Source organism: Flavobacterium sp. B330r (assembly GCF_056824325.1).
This window is the reverse complement of the sequence record NZ_CP124860.1, coordinates 650,811-668,123: the sequence shown is the minus strand read 5'-3', so window position 1 is coordinate 668,123 and position 17,313 is coordinate 650,811. Positions and strand designations below refer to the sequence as shown.

Annotated in this window: 14 protein-coding genes; 8 read left to right on the top strand and 6 right to left on the bottom strand. The window is 32.6% G+C overall.

Features of this window, described 5'->3' with window-relative positions; all coding sequences use genetic code 11:
• Nucleotides 1-81: 81 nt before the first annotated feature.
• The 3 genes from QLQ95_RS02905 to QLQ95_RS02895 are packed head-to-tail and all read left to right on the top strand — an operon-like array spanning nt 82 to nt 2,378.
• The gene (locus tag QLQ95_RS02905) at nt 82-336 is read left to right on the top strand and encodes an autorepressor SdpR family transcription factor (protein WP_482502555.1); all 255 of its coding nucleotides are present in this window, start codon (nt 82-84) and stop codon (nt 334-336) included.
• Nucleotides 337-340: 4 nt separating this feature from the next.
• Nucleotides 341-1,003 carry an SdpI family protein gene (locus tag QLQ95_RS02900; protein WP_482502553.1) on the top strand — a complete coding sequence of 221 codons (663 nt, stop codon included), beginning with the start codon at nt 341-343 and terminating at the stop codon, nt 1,001-1,003.
• Between the two features lie 16 nt (nt 1,004-1,019).
• Entirely contained in the window at nt 1,020-2,378 is a 1,359-nt protein-coding gene (locus tag QLQ95_RS02895) for an alpha/beta hydrolase family protein (protein WP_482502551.1), read from the top strand.
• 69 nt (nt 2,379-2,447) lie between these two features.
• Here QLQ95_RS02895 and QLQ95_RS02890 read toward each other — a convergent pair whose 3' ends face one another.
• Nucleotides 2,448-5,837 carry a DUF7948 domain-containing protein gene (locus tag QLQ95_RS02890; protein WP_482502550.1) on the bottom strand — a complete coding sequence of 1,130 codons (3,390 nt, stop codon included), beginning with the start codon at nt 5,835-5,837 and terminating at the stop codon, nt 2,448-2,450.
• A gap of 114 nt (nt 5,838-5,951) precedes the next feature.
• Here QLQ95_RS02890 and QLQ95_RS02885 point away from each other — a divergent pair, with 114 nt between their 5' ends.
• Nucleotides 5,952-8,153, top strand: coding sequence for a B12-binding domain-containing radical SAM protein (locus QLQ95_RS02885; protein ID WP_482502548.1), 2,202 nt, complete (start codon nt 5,952-5,954; stop codon nt 8,151-8,153).
• A 68-nt stretch (nt 8,154-8,221) separates the two neighbouring features.
• Here QLQ95_RS02885 and QLQ95_RS02880 read toward each other — a convergent pair whose 3' ends face one another.
• The 4 genes from QLQ95_RS02880 to QLQ95_RS02865 form a co-directional block, all read right to left on the bottom strand.
• Nucleotides 8,222-8,725, bottom strand: coding sequence for a hypothetical protein (locus QLQ95_RS02880; protein ID WP_482502546.1), 504 nt, complete (start codon nt 8,723-8,725; stop codon nt 8,222-8,224).
• A gap of 100 nt (nt 8,726-8,825) precedes the next feature.
• Complete coding sequence (locus QLQ95_RS02875) at nt 8,826-9,590, bottom strand: MBL fold metallo-hydrolase (protein WP_095931046.1); 765 nt, start codon at nt 9,588-9,590, stop codon at nt 8,826-8,828.
• Nucleotides 9,591-9,674: 84 nt separating this feature from the next.
• A complete protein-coding gene (locus QLQ95_RS02870; RefSeq protein ID WP_095931045.1) occupies nt 9,675-10,361 on the bottom strand; it encodes a response regulator transcription factor in 687 nt (228 codons plus the stop codon).
• A complete protein-coding gene (locus QLQ95_RS02865; RefSeq protein WP_320492315.1) occupies nt 10,358-11,623 on the bottom strand; it encodes a sensor histidine kinase in 1,266 nt (421 codons plus the stop codon). Before QLQ95_RS02865 ends, QLQ95_RS02870 begins: the two co-directional genes overlap by 4 nt.
• Nucleotides 11,624-11,787: 164 nt before the next feature.
• Here QLQ95_RS02865 and QLQ95_RS02860 point away from each other — a divergent pair, with 164 nt between their 5' ends.
• Together QLQ95_RS02860 and QLQ95_RS02855 are read left to right on the top strand one after the other, a co-directional pair.
• Nucleotides 11,788-12,207 carry a DUF1573 domain-containing protein gene (locus tag QLQ95_RS02860; RefSeq protein ID WP_095931044.1) on the top strand — a complete coding sequence of 140 codons (420 nt, stop codon included), beginning with the start codon at nt 11,788-11,790 and terminating at the stop codon, nt 12,205-12,207.
• Between the two features lie 168 nt (nt 12,208-12,375).
• Nucleotides 12,376-13,956, top strand: a complete 1,581-nt coding sequence (locus QLQ95_RS02855) for a L,D-transpeptidase family protein (protein ID WP_320492313.1) — start codon at nt 12,376-12,378, stop codon at nt 13,954-13,956.
• A 132-nt stretch (nt 13,957-14,088) separates the two neighbouring features.
• Here the strand turns inward: QLQ95_RS02855 and QLQ95_RS02850 are convergent, their stop codons facing one another.
• Nucleotides 14,089-14,589: a C40 family peptidase gene (locus QLQ95_RS02850; protein WP_095931042.1), complete on the bottom strand. Its 501-nt coding sequence runs from the start codon at nt 14,587-14,589 to the stop codon at nt 14,089-14,091.
• Between the two features lie 216 nt (nt 14,590-14,805).
• Here QLQ95_RS02850 and QLQ95_RS02845 point away from each other — a divergent pair, with 216 nt between their 5' ends.
• Together QLQ95_RS02845 and QLQ95_RS02840 are read left to right on the top strand one after the other, a co-directional pair.
• Nucleotides 14,806-15,906 carry an SGNH/GDSL hydrolase family protein gene (locus QLQ95_RS02845; protein WP_482502542.1) on the top strand — a complete coding sequence of 367 codons (1,101 nt, stop codon included), beginning with the start codon at nt 14,806-14,808 and terminating at the stop codon, nt 15,904-15,906.
• On the top strand, nt 15,896-17,278 hold the full coding sequence (locus QLQ95_RS02840; protein ID WP_428238227.1) for a sialate O-acetylesterase: 1,383 nt from the start codon (nt 15,896-15,898) through the stop codon (nt 17,276-17,278). The genes QLQ95_RS02845 and QLQ95_RS02840 overlap by 11 nt, the downstream gene beginning before the upstream one ends.
• Nucleotides 17,279-17,313 lie beyond the last annotated feature (35 nt).

Genomic DNA, 17,313 nt, shown 5'->3' with positions numbered 1-17,313 from the left:
AAAAGCAGTAATGTAAAAAATTACTGCTTTTTTTTGTTTGTTAGAAAAGTATTTAGATATTTGTCTAAATATATAAATGTAATGAATGATATTTTTAAAGCATTAAATGATGCCACTAGAAGAGAGATTCTAGATCTTTTAAAGGAGAAGGATCTATCTGCAGGAGAGATTGCAGACGCTTTTAATATTTCTAAACCGAGTATTTCACATCATTTGGATATTTTAAAACGGGCGGATTTAATTACATCTGAAAAAAACGGACAATTCGTCATTTACTCCATCAATACCACCATAATGGAAGATGTTTTACAATGGATACTAACCTTTAAACAATAATAATATGAATCTAGAATTAAGAAAAGAACTCCCTATAATTGGAATTGTTTCGATTCCTTTTATTTATTTGGCAACAGTTTGGAATAGTCTTCCCGAGAGAGTTCCTATACATTGGAATTACGAAGGGCAAATTGACAATTGGGGAGATAAGATTAGTTTACTGTTTCTAGTTTTTATGCTTCCAGTTTTAATGTATGTTTTAATGACTGCAGCATCTAAAATTGATCCTAAAAAAAGAATTTCATTAATGGGGAGAAAGTTTTATCAGCTTAAGTTTTTCTTGGTTTTATTTATGTCTTTGCTGGCTACATTTATTGTTTACATCACCAAAAACCAATCTTTTTCGAGTCCGGGTTTAATGTATGTTGCAGTTGGAATTTTACTAATAATTTTCGGAAATTATTTTAAAGTTATTCAACCGAATTATTTTATTGGAATTCGCACACCGTGGACACTAGAAAATCAGCAGGTGTGGAAAGCTACTCATTCCTTTGCAGGAAAATTATGGCTTGCGGCTGGCTTTGTTTTCATCTTGGGAGGCTTGTTGTTTTCGGGATTTAATTTTTCTAAAATTTTTGTAGGTATTGGCGTTACCATTGCTTTTGTTCCTATTATTTATTCTTATTTTAAGTTTAAAAGTTTAGAAAAAAAAGAAAATAATCTTTAAGTAATTAAGCATCGAAATGAAAAAAATAATACTTTTTATATTGATAATTTTTAGTTCTTCAAAATCGTTTGGACAAGATATTTCAGGACAATGGAATGGTATTTTAAAAATTCAAAATAATGAGCTAAGAGTTCTATTTAATATTACTAAAACAGAAAAGGGGTATAGTTCTACGGTGGATAGTCCAGATCAAAATGCAAAAGGAATTCCTGTTACATCTACTACTTTTGAAAATTCGGTATTGAAATTAGATATTGCAACTATCGGTGGTTTATACGAAGGAAGGTTAGGTGCTGATAATATTTTTGTTGGGAAATTGATTCAAAACGGACATACATTAGATCTTAATTTATCTAAAGGAAATGTGGAAGTTGCAAAACCTCAGGAACCTAAACAGCCATTTTCTTATTATACAGAGGATGTAAAATTTGAAAATAAAACAGATAAAGTGACTCTGGCAGGAACGTTGTCTCTGCCTAAAAAAGAAGGTAATTTTCCTGTAGTTATTTTGATTTCTGGAAGTGGAGCGCAAAATCGGGATGAAGAAATGCTAGGGCACAAACCATTTTTAGTTTTAGCAGATTATCTTACCAAAAAAGGAATCGCTGTTTTACGTTTTGATGATCGTGGTTTTGGTCAATCTACAGGCGATTTTAAAAAAGCAACTACTATGGATTTTGCAAAAGATGTACAAGCTGGAGTAGACTATTTGAAAACGAGAAAAGAAATCGATAAAAATAAGATTGGTTTGATCGGACATAGCGAAGGCGGCATAATTGCTCCAATGATAGCTGGAAATTCTAAAGATGTTAAATTTATAGTTCTACTTGCTGGACCAGGAATTCGAGGCGATAAATTGCTACTACTGCAAAGAGAGTTATTAGAAAAACAAATGGGAGTTCCAGATGCGGTGGTAGAGCAGAGTAAAGAAAATTTTAAAGGTGATTATGATTTTATTATTCAAAGCACTGTTAATGATGATGATTTGAAAGCCAAAGTCAATTCGTATTTTAAATCAAAATTAGGGAATGATGATATGGCTAAAACCACTACAGATCAAATTACAAGTCCGTGGTATTATACTCTTTTAAAACTTGATCCAAAGCCTTTTTTAGAAAAAGTAAAATGTCCAGTTTTGGCACTTAACGGAAGTAAAGATTTGCAGGTTCCAGCTCAAGTTAATCTTGAAAACATTAAAAAAGCCTTGACAGAAGCAGGAAATAAGAAAGTAACCATTAAAGAATTACCAGATTTAAATCACTTATTTCAAGAATGTAAGACAGGTTCTCCAACTGAATATGCCACTATTGAACAAACCTTTTCGCCAATAGCTTTGGAAGAAATTTCGAGTTGGGTTTTAGTGCAAACGAAATAAAACCATGTAATCGCAAAGATGTATACAGTTCAAAGAGGTTCTTTTCAGTATAAATCTTTGCGATTTTTTTTAACGTTTTAAAGAAAAATGGCCTCTATATTCTGCTCCATTCATTCTCGTAACCGTAAACCAATAGTCTGATGCAGGCAATTGATTTCCAAGATAAGTTCCGTTCCAAGAAGTGTTTAATGCCAATTCTTTAACTAATCTTCCGTAGCGATCAAATATTCTAATAGACGAATTAGGAGCTAAATAAGCTGGGTCGATTGTCCATGTATCATTGTAACCATCTCCATTTGGAGTAAAGAATTTTGGGAAAGGAAGCTCCTCAGTCAAATTGATGCAATCTCTACTTTTTGCTTCTAGAATGTTTATTACTACAGGAATTCTATCACTTTCACAACCACTTATGGTTTGAGAAGCATAATAGGTAATTCCGTTTTCAAGTGCAGTTGATTCTGCTAAATAACTTATGGAAGAATAACTTTCGTACCATTTGACGTTTTGACCATCAAGTATGATATCACTAATTTTTGCATTTTCTTGAATACAGAATTCCTGTGGAGAATTTGCAATCGGACTCGGTGTGTCTTGTATTTTTACTGTAATTGGTAATCTTTCACTTTCGCAATCGTTTTGTGCTTGCGAAACATAATAAATACGACTTTCCAATAAAGTTGTTTCTGGCAAAATAGATGCTGAAAAAAAAGTATCAAACCATTTTATATTTTGCCCAATAATTGGAATATCATTTAAAGTTGCGTTTTGCTGTACGCAAAATGTATGTGAAGAATTTACTTCAGGAAGTTGATTCGTAATAATAACGGTTTGATTTTGAGATGATACATTTCCGTTTCCATCATCATAATCCCATTTTATAGTATAAGTTCCGGGAACAGAATATGATAAAGGATCCGCGGTTGTGGCAGTAATTGTTCCAGCACATTTATCTGTTGCTTTGGGAAATATTTTCACTTCAGTATGACAATCTCCCGATATAGTTGGAAGATCCGGAATGTTTGCAACTGGAACTTGTATATCTCCAATTACAACATCAAAAGTGTATGTTTTTTCACAGTTGCAATCATCGCTTACCACTAAATGGTATTGTCCATTATTTACACTTGATGGATTTGTAATGGTTGGATTAGACAGAGTACTTGTAAAACCATTTGGACCAGTCCATAAATAATTATATCCAGAATTAGAATCAGCTTTAAAAGCTAATGTTTCACCAAGACATACAGGTGAATTTGTTGACGGATGCACATCAATGTTACAGCTTTTTTCTTCTGAAAAATTGATTAGATAAAAATTCTTTCTTCCGTTAAGATTTTGCTGATAAGAATTCGAATCTGTTATTTTGTTATTTTCAACAGGTGTATCTGCAAAGACAGCATCTTGGGCTGTAGTTCCTCCAATAACAATATTATTATTTTCAAAACAAATTTTGTTTTCAGAATACTGATCGAATCCATTTACATAAGTTCCAAAAACTAAGCTTCCAGATTTAGTAAATTTTCCGATATAACCCTCTGCAAATCCTTTTCTTTTATAGGCGCATGGAGTAGTTATCGATTGATCGCCACCTTCGCCACCAATGTAAATGTGATTGTTTTTAAAAATTAATGAATATACAGCCGATGATGTTCCTAGATAGGTTCCCCAAATTCGCTGGCCGTCTTTATTTAATTTTGCTAAAAAACCAGTTTGAGTCCAACTGTTGTAATCATCAAAACTTCCTGGCGAGGTAATATTATCATCATTGTCACTTCCGAATAAATCTCCTCCAATGTAAACATTGTTTTCGTCATCATTTACAACAGCTTTTATTCTATTGCCAGAACCATAATAAGTGCTCCAAATTCTATTTCCATCTAAACTGAATTTATAAACCGTACCATTAACGCCATTTTTATAATTGGTCTCTTGAAATGTTCCAGGAGTAGAAATATAATTTAAACTAAAAGTTTTTCCTCCTAAAATAAGATAGTCAGATGCGACTTTTATAGTATGTAAATAATCATTGCTTTCCCCGCCTACATAGGTACTCCACACAAGATCGCCACTAGGGTTAAACTTAGTCAAAAAACCATCGAACGAACTATTTCCAGGCATACCAGAGTGATTTAATAAAGTCTGAAAATTATTGTTTGTAGAAAATCCAATGTAACTGTTTGTGCTTCCTACAATATAGATATTATCATTACTATCAATATCTACATCTTCGGCAGAATCTGTACCAGAATTACCCATGTATGTTGCCCACAATCTCGTTCCAGAGGAGTTAAATTTTGCAAGAAATGCATAAGTGGTGTTACTTGTTGTAGTTTGAATATAAGCTCCAGTTGTAGATATGTTTCTTTTGCTATCTGTACTTCCAGTAATTACAACATTATTTTGCTTGTCAATCTTTAGGCCAAATGCTCGATCCCAACTTTCTCCACCATAAAAAGTACCCCAAACTCTTTTTCCTGAAGGATCAAATTTTACAATTATTGCGTCAGATTGCATATTTCTAGAATCGAAAGCAGTGGTCTGATGGGCTCCAGATGTAGCATAAATTCCTGATGTACTGCTCGTGTAGCCCGTAAAATAGATATTGCCAAAACTATCAGTGTCTATATCTCCAAAGTAATTTGATTCGCCTTCACCATAATAAGTTCCCCACAATCTTACCGGAGTAGGATCAATAACAACTGTTTTACCCGCTAAGAAGTTTGCAGAACGAAATCCATAAACATCTTTTTTTAGCTTTTGATATCCAATAATTATTTCTTTTTTACGTCCTTTTTCTTCAATCCAGCTAGCAGGAATTGTTTCTTCCATTTTTCCAAAACGAACATTCATTTGGATTTTATTATCTACCAAATCGGTTTTGGCACCGTTAAATTTTAATTGAATATCAGAGATTTTTCCCTTTGGATGAATAACAAAATTATATTCAACAGCTTTTTTGGGATCTTCGGGAATTGTAAAAACAGCATCAATATTAGGATATATATTTTTGTAGGTAATTTGTTTATACTGATGAACTCCCAGAACGCCTTCTGGTTGATTTGGAACGTTATAATAATTATCAAAATCAGCTGATTTTTGTTCCGTAATTAATTCAACTTTAGAATTTGAATTGACAAAATCAATGTCTACCCTATGAAAAATATATTCTAGATTGAAATCGTCTTTTTCTTTGTTATCTTTTTCTGGAAATAGTTTTGGTGTTGCCGAACGAACAATTGGCGTCTTTTTTACTTCATAGATATCATAAGAAAATCCATTTTTCTTTAACTGAACATTTAAACCTCCCGAATTCAGTAAATACTTAACGTCGGTATTAGGTTTGCCATTCTGATCGATAATTTGACCTTTATTTTCTTTAAAACCAATTGATTGATTTTTGTTTTGTGAAAACAATTGTAGCGTTAATAAGAAAAAAAGTAAAAGTAATCTATGTTTCATTAGAGTAATTTGGATTGCGACAAATGTAATTAAATGTTTACAAATTCAAATCAAAAATTGAAACGCTAAAAAGTCTCAAAATATCCCGTATTTTTGCAAAAAAATAATACTCTTTTGAAAACAAAACTTTTTGTAATTACGCCGCCATTTACACAACTGAATACCCCGTATCCGGCAACGGCGTATATAAAAGGTTTTCTGAATACTAAAAATATAGAATCAGTTCAGGCTGATTTGGGTATTGATGTGATTTTAGAATTGTTTTCGAAGAAAGGACTTATTGATTTGTTTGAAGTTTCAAGCCTGAAGTTTGAAGTTGGCTCTGAAGTCTCTGATAATTCTAAGCGAATTTTTGCTCTTCAAGACGAATATATTAAAACGATCGATTCTGTAATTCAGTTTTTGCAAGGAAAAAATCCAACTTTGGCTCTACAGATTTGTCAGGAAGATTTTCTGCCAGAAGCTTCTCGTTTTGCGCAACTAGAAGAACTCGATTGGGCTTTTGGAACAATGGGAACGCAAGACAAAGCAAAACACTTGGCAACTTTATATCTCGAAGATATTTCAGATTTTATTGTAGAATGTGTTGATGAGAATTTTGGTTTCAGCCGCTATGCCGAACGTTTAGGACGAAGCGCCAATTCTTTTGATGAATTGTATGAAGCCTTACAGCAAGAACCGACTTATATCGATTCGATTTTAATTTCACTTTTAAAAGCTAAAATCGAAGCGGTAAGACCAACTTTATTTCTAATTTCTGTTCCTTTTCCAGGGAATTTATATAGCGCATTTAGATGTGCGCAATGGGTAAAAGAAAATCATCCTGAAATTAAAATTTCAATGGGTGGAGGTTTTCCTAATACCGAATTGCGTTCCCTTTCTGATAAACGTGTTTTTGAGTTTTTCGATTTTATCACTTTAGATGATGGAGAAGTCCCAATTGAAGAATTAATTTTTCATTTAGAAAACCCAGATTCGAATTCTTTCAAAAGAACATTTTTATTAGAAAACGGAGAAGTAGTCTATAAAAACAATTCTTTAAAACACGACTACAAGCAATCTCAAGTTGGAACACCAGATTATTCAGATCTGCCTTTGGATAAATATATTTCGGTGATCGAAATTGTTAATCCGATGCACCGAATGTGGAGCGACGGAAGATGGAACAAACTCACCATGGCACACGGCTGTTATTGGGGAAAATGTACTTTCTGCGATATTTCTTTAGATTACATCAAAGTATATGAACCCGTTGCGGCAAGTATGCTTTGTGATCGAATAGAAGAATTGATCGAAAAAACAGGTCAAAACGGATTTCATTTTGTTGATGAAGCCGCACCGCCAGCTTTAATGCGTGCGTTGGCGCTTGAAATTCTAAAAAGAAAACTAGCCGTAACTTGGTGGACCAATATTCGTTTTGAGAAAAGTTTTTCAAAAGATTTATGTTTGTTACTGAAGGCTTCAGGCTGCATTGCTGTTTCAGGAGGTTTAGAAGTTGCTTCAGATCGATTATTGAAACTGATAGACAAAGGAGTAACTGTTGAGCAAGTCGCAAAAGTAACACGTAATTTTACCGAAGCAGGAATTATGGTTCATGCGTATTTAATGTACGGATATCCTACCCAAACCATTCAAGAAACGGTCGATAGTCTAGAAATGGTTCGCCAATTGTTTGAAGCGGGCGTTTTACAATCTGGATTCTGGCATCAATTTGCATTGACGGCTCATAGTCCGGTTGGCTTATATCCAGAACAATTTGGCGTAACCAAGAAAACGGAAACAATAGGAACTTTTGCAAATAACGACATTGAGTATACTGATGCAACAGGAATTAATCACGACAAATTTAGTTTCGGATTAAAGAAATCGCTTTTTAATTTTATGCACGGAATCTGTTTCGATTATGAACTTCAGGATTGGTTCGATTTTAAAATTCCTAAAACCAAAATTCACCCTGACTTTATTTTTAATGCATTAGAAGAACAAAATGATTTCAATACTAAACCAAATGCAAAAGTGGTTTGGCTTGGAGGAAAACCTGCTGCAGAAATCTTCGCAAAATCAAAAAAGGGAAGAAGTTGGGAAATGATGTCGCTAACTTTTCATGATAAAAAAGAAAGTTTCAATATTCAAACCGGAAAAGAAGAAGGCGAGTGGCTGACTTCAATTTTATCCAAAATAGCAGTTTCAGGTTCTAAAAATTATACTTTTCAGGAGGTCAAAAATGATTTTGAATCCGAATTGGAAGATTTCGAATTGTTCTGGTATTCTAAACCGATAAACACTTTGCGTGAATTTGGGTTATTGGTACTTTAAACAAGTAGGATAATTAATTTTTTGTTACCCAGTAATGTAAGTCTCTTTCTACATCGTAAACCATTCTTTTAACACTTCGCCTGATTACGAAATAAGGAATTCCGATCATTAAAGACATATGGAATAAAAGAAAGGGAAAAAAAAAGAAAGGGAAAAAAATGAAAGGGAAAAAAAATGAAAGGGGGATTTTCACCAGGTAGGAAAATAGAACTGAAAATCGAGATCAAATAAAACAGAATCATTATTCCTAAAAATAAAAGCATTCTCTTCTTAAAGCCATTAATTTCGGCATTTACAATTAATAGGTTATGATCTTCTTTGAATGTGCCGGTTACTTTTGCAAACGAATAATTATTGTTAAAGAATTTCCTCCTTTTTTTAAATTCGAAACTATTATTAAGGATGTTGCCTTTATATTCATTTTTGCTTGATTCAAACACTTCAAATGGAACAAAACTTAAATCAGATTCATCAACGTTAGTTCTGAATTTTTGAATGAAATCTATTTTTGAAATGGGTAATTGTATAGAAATGTCTTGAACTAAATTTATCTTCCTTAAAAAATCCTCCATTTATTTTGATTTGGTTAGCGAGCCAAATATAATATTTCTAGAAGAACTGGAAATAAAACATCATCTAAATGATTCTTGTTTTCAAAAAAATAGTTTAGGATTAGTATTCTATACATTCTCCGTCATTCGGAATAGAAGTTTTGCTTAAAAGACCATGATCTGAAAGAGCAGTTCTTAATTGTAATCGGGTGGTTGGGCAATGATTTAAAGCTTCTAAATGATTGGCAAGGACTTTTCCTGGTGCTAGTGTTACGAACTTTAAAATGTCGTCCATTCGCATTAGCAAAGGTTGGCCGATATCTAATCTTGCGGTTCCGCATGCTATAATCGAAATGTCTGGTTTTAATTGCGTTAAAACTTTATTTACATGTTCTGTAAAAACAGTGTCGGAACTGATGTAAATCGATTTTTGATCTGCCAGTTCAATAAGAAAACCCATTACATTTCCCATTAATTTGGCAATGAAACCATAACCGTGAATGGCTGGAATCCCGGTAATTTTTCCATCCAGAAATTTTTGCGGTTCCCAATATTCAAGAGTCTGAATTACACTAAGACCTCTTTGCACAAGAGCTTTTTCATCTTTAGAACTGCAAATTACAGGAATGCTTTTTCTTCTTAAAAAAACTTCACCAGCTTTGTCTATATGATCAGGATGCAAATGTGTGATCAAACAATGCGTCACTCGACTTAAAATGTCACGACTGTTTTTTGGCAAAGCCACCAAAGGATTTCGTTTTGGTTTGTATCTGAAAATAGTAAAAGGCGGAATTGTTTTTCTTTTACCTAACATTGGGTCAACTAAAATGACATGCTTTTCTGTTTCAATTACCAAAGAGGCATTTCGCAAATGATGTAATTTCATATCCAAGAAAATTAGATATTAAAAATACAAAGTTTTTCGAGAAACTACTTACAGATTTTTCTTTATTTTTAACAGAATTGTGATTTATCCTATTGAAAACCTAAACCCAATTCCATGAAGGTTTTCAATCGAAATTCCTTCTTCATTGGCAAGGATTTTACGAAGACGGGAAATGAAAACATCCAAACTTCTTCCCATAAAATAGTCGTCGGTTCCCCATAGAGACGTTAAAATCTGTTCTCTTTTCAAAACAGAATTTTTATGATCTAGAAAAAGTTTTAATAATTCGGCTTCACGCTGAGTTAAACCAACCTTTTCTTCATCATTAAAAAGAATGAAATTTTTAGTATCAAAATGATATTTTCCTACTTCGTAAATTGTTTTTGCAGGAGAAATATTTTTCTGTGAACGTTTCAAGAAAATTTCAATTTTCAGCAGTAATTCTTCAATGCTGAAAGGTTTTACCAAATAATCATCTGCACCGATACGAAGGCCTTTAATGCGGTCTTCTTTTAAAGTTTTAGCCGAAAGGAAAATAATCGGAACATCGACGTCTATTTTTCTAACTGCTTCAGCAAGCTCAAAACCATCCATTTTTGGCATCATAATATCAAAAATGCAAACATCAAACTCTTCTTCTTCAAAAATTTTAAGCGCAGATTTTCCATCAGAACAATGAATAACTTCATAATTATTTTGCTCCAAATTATCTTTGGTTAAAAACGCAAGGGTTTCGTCGTCTTCGGCATATAGTATTTTGAAGTTTCTCATTTTTTGTTAGGAATTGATAAAGTTATAGTAACACCTTTTTCTTTATTGTTTTCGGCTTTTATTTTCCAGTTTTGCAGACTGCAGATTTCTTTTACATAATATAAACCGAGTCCAAATCCGTTAACTTCATTGCTCTTTTCATTTTGAACTCTATAAAACTTATCAAAGATAAAAGATATTTTTTTAGGATTAATTCCAATTCCGTTATCTATAAATTCTAGTTTTAAACAATTGTTTTCTTCTGTGAATTTAATCGTAATTTCTGGCTTTTCATTACAATATTTCACTGCATTATCCAGTAAATTATAAACTAAATTACCAAAATGAAAAATATCGGTTTCCAGCAAATATTCTTTTGAAGAAGTTTCGATTTTAATAGAAGCTTCAGGATATTTTAATTGGATGTTTTCAATTGCTTCTTCAATTATGGGCACAATTAAAATACTTTCTTTTTTAAGTTCTAAAGGAGCATAATCGGATTTTGCGATGTTTAAAATCTTTTCGATATGGCCGTTTAATTTATTTCCTTGATTGATAATAATATCGGTGTAGGTATATAGTTTTTTGTCTTCTTTAATTGGTTTTTGTTCAATTAAATATTTAGAAGCGATAAGAATTGAAGCCAGAGGTGTTTTAAATTCATGCGTCATATTATTAATGAAATCACGCTGCAGTTCCGAATATTTTTTATGCTGTAAAAGCTTAAAAATCGAATAAACGTAAATCAGTAAAATCAGGATCAATGCCGTTGAAAGTACAAACCAAAAACGCATCGAACTAAATAAATAAGTAGTTTCATTTGGAAAACGAACGGCAAAATAATAGACTAGATTTTTATGTTTAGGAAAATAAACGGTCTTTTTGCATTCTGCTTTTTTCTTATAAAGCGAAATGTAATCACCATAAATCATTTCGTCGCTTTGACAATTGTACATCGCGTATTCGAAATCGGTCGTGATGTTCATTTTTTTGAATTCTGTTTTTAGATAAAATTCTAAAATATCAGGTTCAAACTCGTTATCGACATTTACTATATAATAATCGTTGGCAATTTTCTGAACCGGATTTTGAACCGGCAGTTCGTGGTTAGTTCCTTCGTATAATTTTTTAGCCACTTCCAACAAAGCAATATGGGCTTTCTGGCTAAGCTTTTTTTGTTCAATTGTAAAAGCTTCTTTTGTCCATAACAATTGTGCAACCAAAATACTAATGATGGCTACCAATCCTAAGAGAATGATGCTGTTGAGTTTATTAATTTTCAAGAATAACAAATTTTGAGAGTGTAATATTAATCAATTTTAGCCTGAAAATAAGCGATTAACAAGTCATTAACAAACGTTTGAAAGCGGTTAACAGCAATTTGATTTTGTCTGAATTACCTTTGTAATATCAATATGAACTACAAACCATTTTAAATATATCAGTTATGAAAATGATCAAAATTTCGATGTTAGCTTTGGCTTTAGGCCTTATGTCTTTTTCTGCAATTGCACCAGTACAATCTTTAGTTTCAGAGAATGAAATTTCAGAAACTACAGCTGCTTCTACAATTGTTTGGAAAGCAGAAACAATTGATGTAGGACAAATTCCACAAGGAACTCCAAAAGCAATTGTTTACGAATTTAAAAATACAGGAAAAACAGCTGTAGTTATTACAAACGTTCAAGGATCTTGCGGATGTACAGCGACAGATTACACAAAAGAACCAATTCAGCCAGGTAAATCTGCAAAAGTTACTGCAACTTACAATGCTGCAAACAAAGGTGCTTTTACAAAAACAGTTACTGTAACAACTAGTGCAGAAACAACACCAAAAGTACTTACTTTAAAAGGTACAGTTATCTAAGAATTTTAATAGGTTGGTTATATGGCGAAAGCTCCAGACATGTAAATTGTTTGGAGCTTTTATTTTTTTATTAATCGTTTAAACTTCAAAAAAATAAGGATTAAGAATTATTGCCGAGAACTTTGTTTTAATAGAATTTTTTCTACTTTTATTCAAAAATTTTAAGCTATGAAAATTTGGTATACGCCTATAGTTGCAGTTGTTTTTTTTGTTGTTTTTTCGTGTAATTCGAAAGCAGATAAGAAAGAGGAAAATTCAATAAAAACTGTTGAAAAAATTCCAGAATTAAAACTTACTATTGATACTGTCCGGATCGCAAAGTTTTATGAAAATTATCCAAAACTGGAGAAATTTAAAGGCGATGTAACTTCTTTGTATCAAAAAAACAAATCGACTCAATTATGGCAGGATAATAAAGGTGTAGTGGAGTTTGGAAATACACTATTCAATCAATACAAAAATTTAGATCAAGAAGGATTGAAAGCTAATTATCCTTATAAAGAAGAACTAAATTCTGTTTTTGAAAGTAATCCAACCAAGAAATTATCCAAAGAAGATACTGATTTACTGCTGTCAAATTTGTATTACTACTATGCAGAAAAAGTATATGCAGGTTTCGATGAGAAAACTAGTATTTCTTTAGAATGGCTTTTGCCTCGCAAAAAGTTCAATTACCAAGTGCTTTCTGATTCTATCTTTAAAAAATCAACCATTTTGGATGATAAGAAAAGAAAGATGTTCAGCCAATATTATAAACTTCGTGATGCTCTAAAAGAATATAGAGAAATTGAAAAAAATGGTGGTTGGAAAACGATCGAAACAGATGAAGATTATAAAGCTCTAAAAGTTGGAGACTCATCAAATGTTGTGGCTCAGATAAGAGAAAGGCTTTTTGTGACCAAAGACCTTAAAGAAGACAATAAAAGCGTGGTTTGCGATACGACTTTAATGAAAGCTATTAAAAACTATGAAGTGCGCCATGGCTACACTCCCAAAAACACCATTTTATTAGAACATATTAATGACTTGAATATTCCAGTTTCGGAACGCATTAAAACGATTATTGTTAATATGGAGCGTTGTCGTTGGATTGATCCTGAATTAGAAAAAGGTCAAAAATACATTGAAGTCAATATTCCTGAATTTAAATTATATATAGTTGAAGACGGAAAAATCGCTTTTGTGTCGCCAGTTGTGGTGGGAAGGGCGATGACAAAAACGGTTGTTTTTAGCGGAATGATGAGCAATATTGTTTTTAGTCCGTATTGGAATGTGCCACCAAGCATTATCAAATCGGAGATTAAACCTGGAATGGCAAAAGATAAAAACTATTTGCAGAAGAAAAATCTCGAATGGAATAACGGTGCAGTTCGTCAGCTTCCAGGAAAAAATAATTCTTTAGGTTTGGTGAAGTTTTTATTTCCAAATTCAAGCAATATTTACTTGCATGATACACCTTCAAAAAGTTTGTTCGAAAGAGAGAGCCGAGCTTTTAGTCATGGTTGCGTGCGTGTAGCAAAACCTCGTGAATTAGCAATAGAATTATTAAAAGTCGATCCGCAATGGAATCCTGCAAGAATTGATAAAGCAATGCACGCCGGAAAAGAAAGCTGGTATACTTTAAAGAAAAAAGTTCCAGTTTACATTGGCTACTTTACCGCTTGGGTAGATCGCGAAGGAAATCTAAACTTCTATAAAGATATTTACGGAAGAGATGAAAGTCTTATCAAATTATTGACTGAAGAATAGAAAATGAATTTCAAGCAGATTAAAGCAGATTTAATTAGATTTTTTACACTTTGAAAATAAATAAATCTGCATGTATCTGCTTAAATCTTTTTAAATCTGCGTGAAAATAAATTTAGTGTAAACAGAAAAAAACTATTTACTCAAAACATCCACACATTTATAAAAACGTTTGGTGTAGTGTTCTGTATCAAGTGATGTTATAGTTACTTGCTGCGCTTTTCCTGACGAAGCGTGAATAAATTTCGACTGCATTCCGTTGGCTTCACAAATAATGCCGACGTGCCCCACAACATTTCTGTTTTTATATCCGTAGAAAACCAAAATATCTCCAACTTTAAATTCTTCTGGTTTTAAAGTTTTACCGATGTTTTTATAGCCGCTTGAACTTCTAGGAAGCGTCATTCCAAAATTTTTAAACACATAACTGACAAAACCCGAACAGTCAAAACCTTTTTGCGGATTACTGCTCGCGTATACATAAGGCGTTCCTAAATATTTTTTTGCATAAACAATTATAGAATCACGATTAATTTCGGTTGGAGTTTGAGGCAGGTTTTCCTTTTCCTTCTTTTTTAAATTAAAAGAGGAAAATAAAATAAAGGCTGATAGAAAAATAAAAAAATGTGATCTCATTTTATATACAAAAAGGGTTAAACGGTAAAGATAAGCCTTAAATCTAGAATTTCAATAGAATACCATTTGTTTCAATTGTAAGAATTAACGTTCTATCGACAAAAATTGATGTGTTTATGTGGTGTTTTTTTATTACTTTTTGACATTTTAGTATCTTTTTAGATAATCTCTTTCCAATATATTTGTGAATCGTATTTAGATTTTAACAAATAAATTATGTTTCCCAAAAAAATAGCACTTTTAATTTCGTTTTTGCTGATTTCGATCATTTCGAACTCACAAACACTAAATTCAAATAAAACTTTCCTCTATCAAGGTCGCATAGAAAAATTGCAGCATGATACTATCATTTTAATTGGAACAGCTTCTTCTGTTTCTTTCAATTTTACTGGAAATGAATGTTCGATTTTACTTCAAAGTGTAGATGCTTACGAACATCATAATTATGTTCAATTGGTTTTGGATGGAAAATATATTGGGAAAATTAGAATTGAAAAAGGTGCGGTTCAATCTTTTCCAATAAAGATTATTTCAAATCAAAAAGAACATCGTTTAGAAATTTATAAAAATACAGAAGCACATACAGGGGGAGTTTTGTTTGCTGGAACAACGGCAAAGCTGACTTCAATTTCGTTTAAAAAGAAAAAGAAAATCGAGTTTATCGGAGATTCGATTACTTGCGGTGCAGCAAGCGATGGTTCTGAAATTCCTTGCGATAAAGGAGAATATTACGATCACCACAATAGTTATTATGCTTACGGTCCAACACTTTCAAGAGAAATTGGTGTCGATTATTTAATGAGTTGTGTTTCTGGAATTGGAATGTACAGAAATTGGAATGACGAGAATAAAGACGAAGTTATAATGCCTGATGCTTATCCAAATTTGTATTTGACGAAAGATGCTTCGAAACCTAAATATGATTTCGCTTTTCAGCCAGATATTATCAGCATTGCTTTAGGAACAAATGATTTTTCTGGCGGAGATGGTAAAAAAGAACGTCTTCCATTTAACGCTGAAAAGTATGTTTCTAATTATGTAAACTTCATCAAAATGCTTTACAAACATAATCCGAAAGTGCAGATTGTAATTACGAATAGTCCAATGGTTGGAGGAGAAAGAGGAGTTGTTTTTGAAGATTGCCTAAATAAAGTTAAAAACGCTTTCGCGAATGATAAAGCGCATAAGCCTATTCAGATTTTTAAATTCAAACCGATGACGCCGAACGGATGTATGGGACATCCAGATGTGGCAGATCATAAGGTTTTGGCAGACGAATATGCTCCATTTTTAAAGAAGTTACTAAATGAAAAATAATATCTATAAGTTTGTTTTCTTTTTATTGATTTCCAGTACTATGATGGCAAACGTTTCGCTTCCGAATATTTTTAGTGATAATATGGTTTTACAGCGCAACTCTGAAGTGAAAATTTGGGGTTGGGCAAATCCAAAAGAAGAAATTAAACTGGTTTCGAGTTGGAACAATCAGGAATATAAAACCGTGGCCAGTAATCAGGCAAAATGGGAATTAACGATTAAAACTCCAGAGGCTGGTGGACCTTTTACTATTTCGATAAAAGGCTACAATGAAGTCATTTTAAAAAATATTCTAATTGGCGAAGTCTGGCTTTGCTCTGGACAATCGAATATGGAAATGTCGGTAAGTTGGGGAATTGATGATGGCGAAGAAGAAATGAAAAACGCAACAAATCCAAACATTCGATTTTTTACGGTTCCGAAATTAACTGCTACAAGTCCGCAGAATAATTTGTTGGGAAATTGGACAGAATCGACTCCGGAAACGATGAAATATTTTAGCGCTATTGGTTACTTTTTTGCCAAACGCCTTCGCGAAGATTTGAAAAATGTTCCAATCGGATTGATTTCTTCCAATTGGGGAGGAACTCCTGCAGAAATCTGGATGCCAGAAGATGTGGTAAATAATGATCCGCTTTTATTAGAAAATGCTAAAAAACTAAACGAACAAGAATACGGACCAAGACAGCCAGGACGTGCTTACAATGCCATGATTTACCCGATTGTAGGATTTAAAATTGCAGGAACGCTTTGGTATCAGGGAGAATCAAATGTGGGGTCTTTGGTTTATGATAAAACTCTGGGAGCGTTAATTACGTCTTGGAGAAAAGAATGGAAAGACGATTTTCCTTTTTATTATGTTCAGATTGCACCGTTTAAAACGGGTTCAAATAATTTCTCAAATGTAACAGTTAGAAATTCGCAGAGAAAATTATTGAAAGAAGTTCCCAAAACAGGAATGGTTGTGATTAGCGATATTTCGGATACGATTGATATTCATCCAAAAAATAAAAAATCGGTTGGAATTCGTTTAGCGAATCTGGCTTTGAAGGAAACGTATAAAACCAATTCTAATTTGGTAAATGGTCCCTTGCTTAAAGAGGTTAAGATTGAAAAAAACAAGGCAATTATTTCTTTCGATTATGCTGACGGACTTTATTTTAAAGATAAAAAATCGAATCAATTTGAAGTAGCTGGAAGTGATGGAGTTTTCTATCCAGCCGAAGCTTCGATTAAAAATAATGAAGTGATTTTGACAAGTAAAAAAGTAGCTTCTCCAGCAAAAGTGAGATTTGCATGGGGAAATACAATTCAGTCCGATTTGTTTAATAAAGCGAATTTGCCTGCTTCTTGTTTTACTAGTGAATTTTAGATTTTAGAATGTAGATTTTAGAATATAGAACATAG

Excerpts from the sequence above, each read along its gene's own strand:
- QLQ95_RS02905 (WP_482502555.1), top strand. The coding sequence starts at position 82 with ATGAATGATATTTTTAAAGCATTAAATGATGCCACTAGAAGAGAGATT.
- QLQ95_RS02900 (WP_482502553.1), top strand. The coding sequence starts at position 341 with ATGAATCTAGAATTAAGAAAAGAACTCCCTATAATTGGAATTGTTTCG.
- QLQ95_RS02895 (WP_482502551.1), top strand. The coding sequence starts at position 1,020 with ATGAAAAAAATAATACTTTTTATATTGATAATTTTTAGTTCTTCAAAA.
- QLQ95_RS02890 (WP_482502550.1), bottom strand. The coding sequence starts at position 5,837 with ATGAAACATAGATTACTTTTACTTTTTTTCTTATTAACGCTACAATTG.
- QLQ95_RS02880 (WP_482502546.1), bottom strand. The coding sequence starts at position 8,725 with ATGGAGGATTTTTTAAGGAAGATAAATTTAGTTCAAGACATTTCTATA.
- QLQ95_RS02875 (WP_095931046.1), bottom strand. The coding sequence starts at position 9,590 with ATGAAATTACATCATTTGCGAAATGCCTCTTTGGTAATTGAAACAGAA.
- QLQ95_RS02870 (WP_095931045.1), bottom strand. The coding sequence starts at position 10,361 with ATGAGAAACTTCAAAATACTATATGCCGAAGACGACGAAACCCTTGCG.
- QLQ95_RS02860 (WP_095931044.1), top strand. The coding sequence starts at position 11,788 with ATGAAAATGATCAAAATTTCGATGTTAGCTTTGGCTTTAGGCCTTATG.
- QLQ95_RS02855 (WP_320492313.1), top strand. The coding sequence starts at position 12,376 with ATGAAAATTTGGTATACGCCTATAGTTGCAGTTGTTTTTTTTGTTGTT.
- QLQ95_RS02850 (WP_095931042.1), bottom strand. The coding sequence starts at position 14,589 with ATGAGATCACATTTTTTTATTTTTCTATCAGCCTTTATTTTATTTTCC.
- QLQ95_RS02845 (WP_482502542.1), top strand. The coding sequence starts at position 14,806 with ATGTTTCCCAAAAAAATAGCACTTTTAATTTCGTTTTTGCTGATTTCG.
- QLQ95_RS02840 (WP_428238227.1), top strand. The coding sequence starts at position 15,896 with ATGAAAAATAATATCTATAAGTTTGTTTTCTTTTTATTGATTTCCAGT.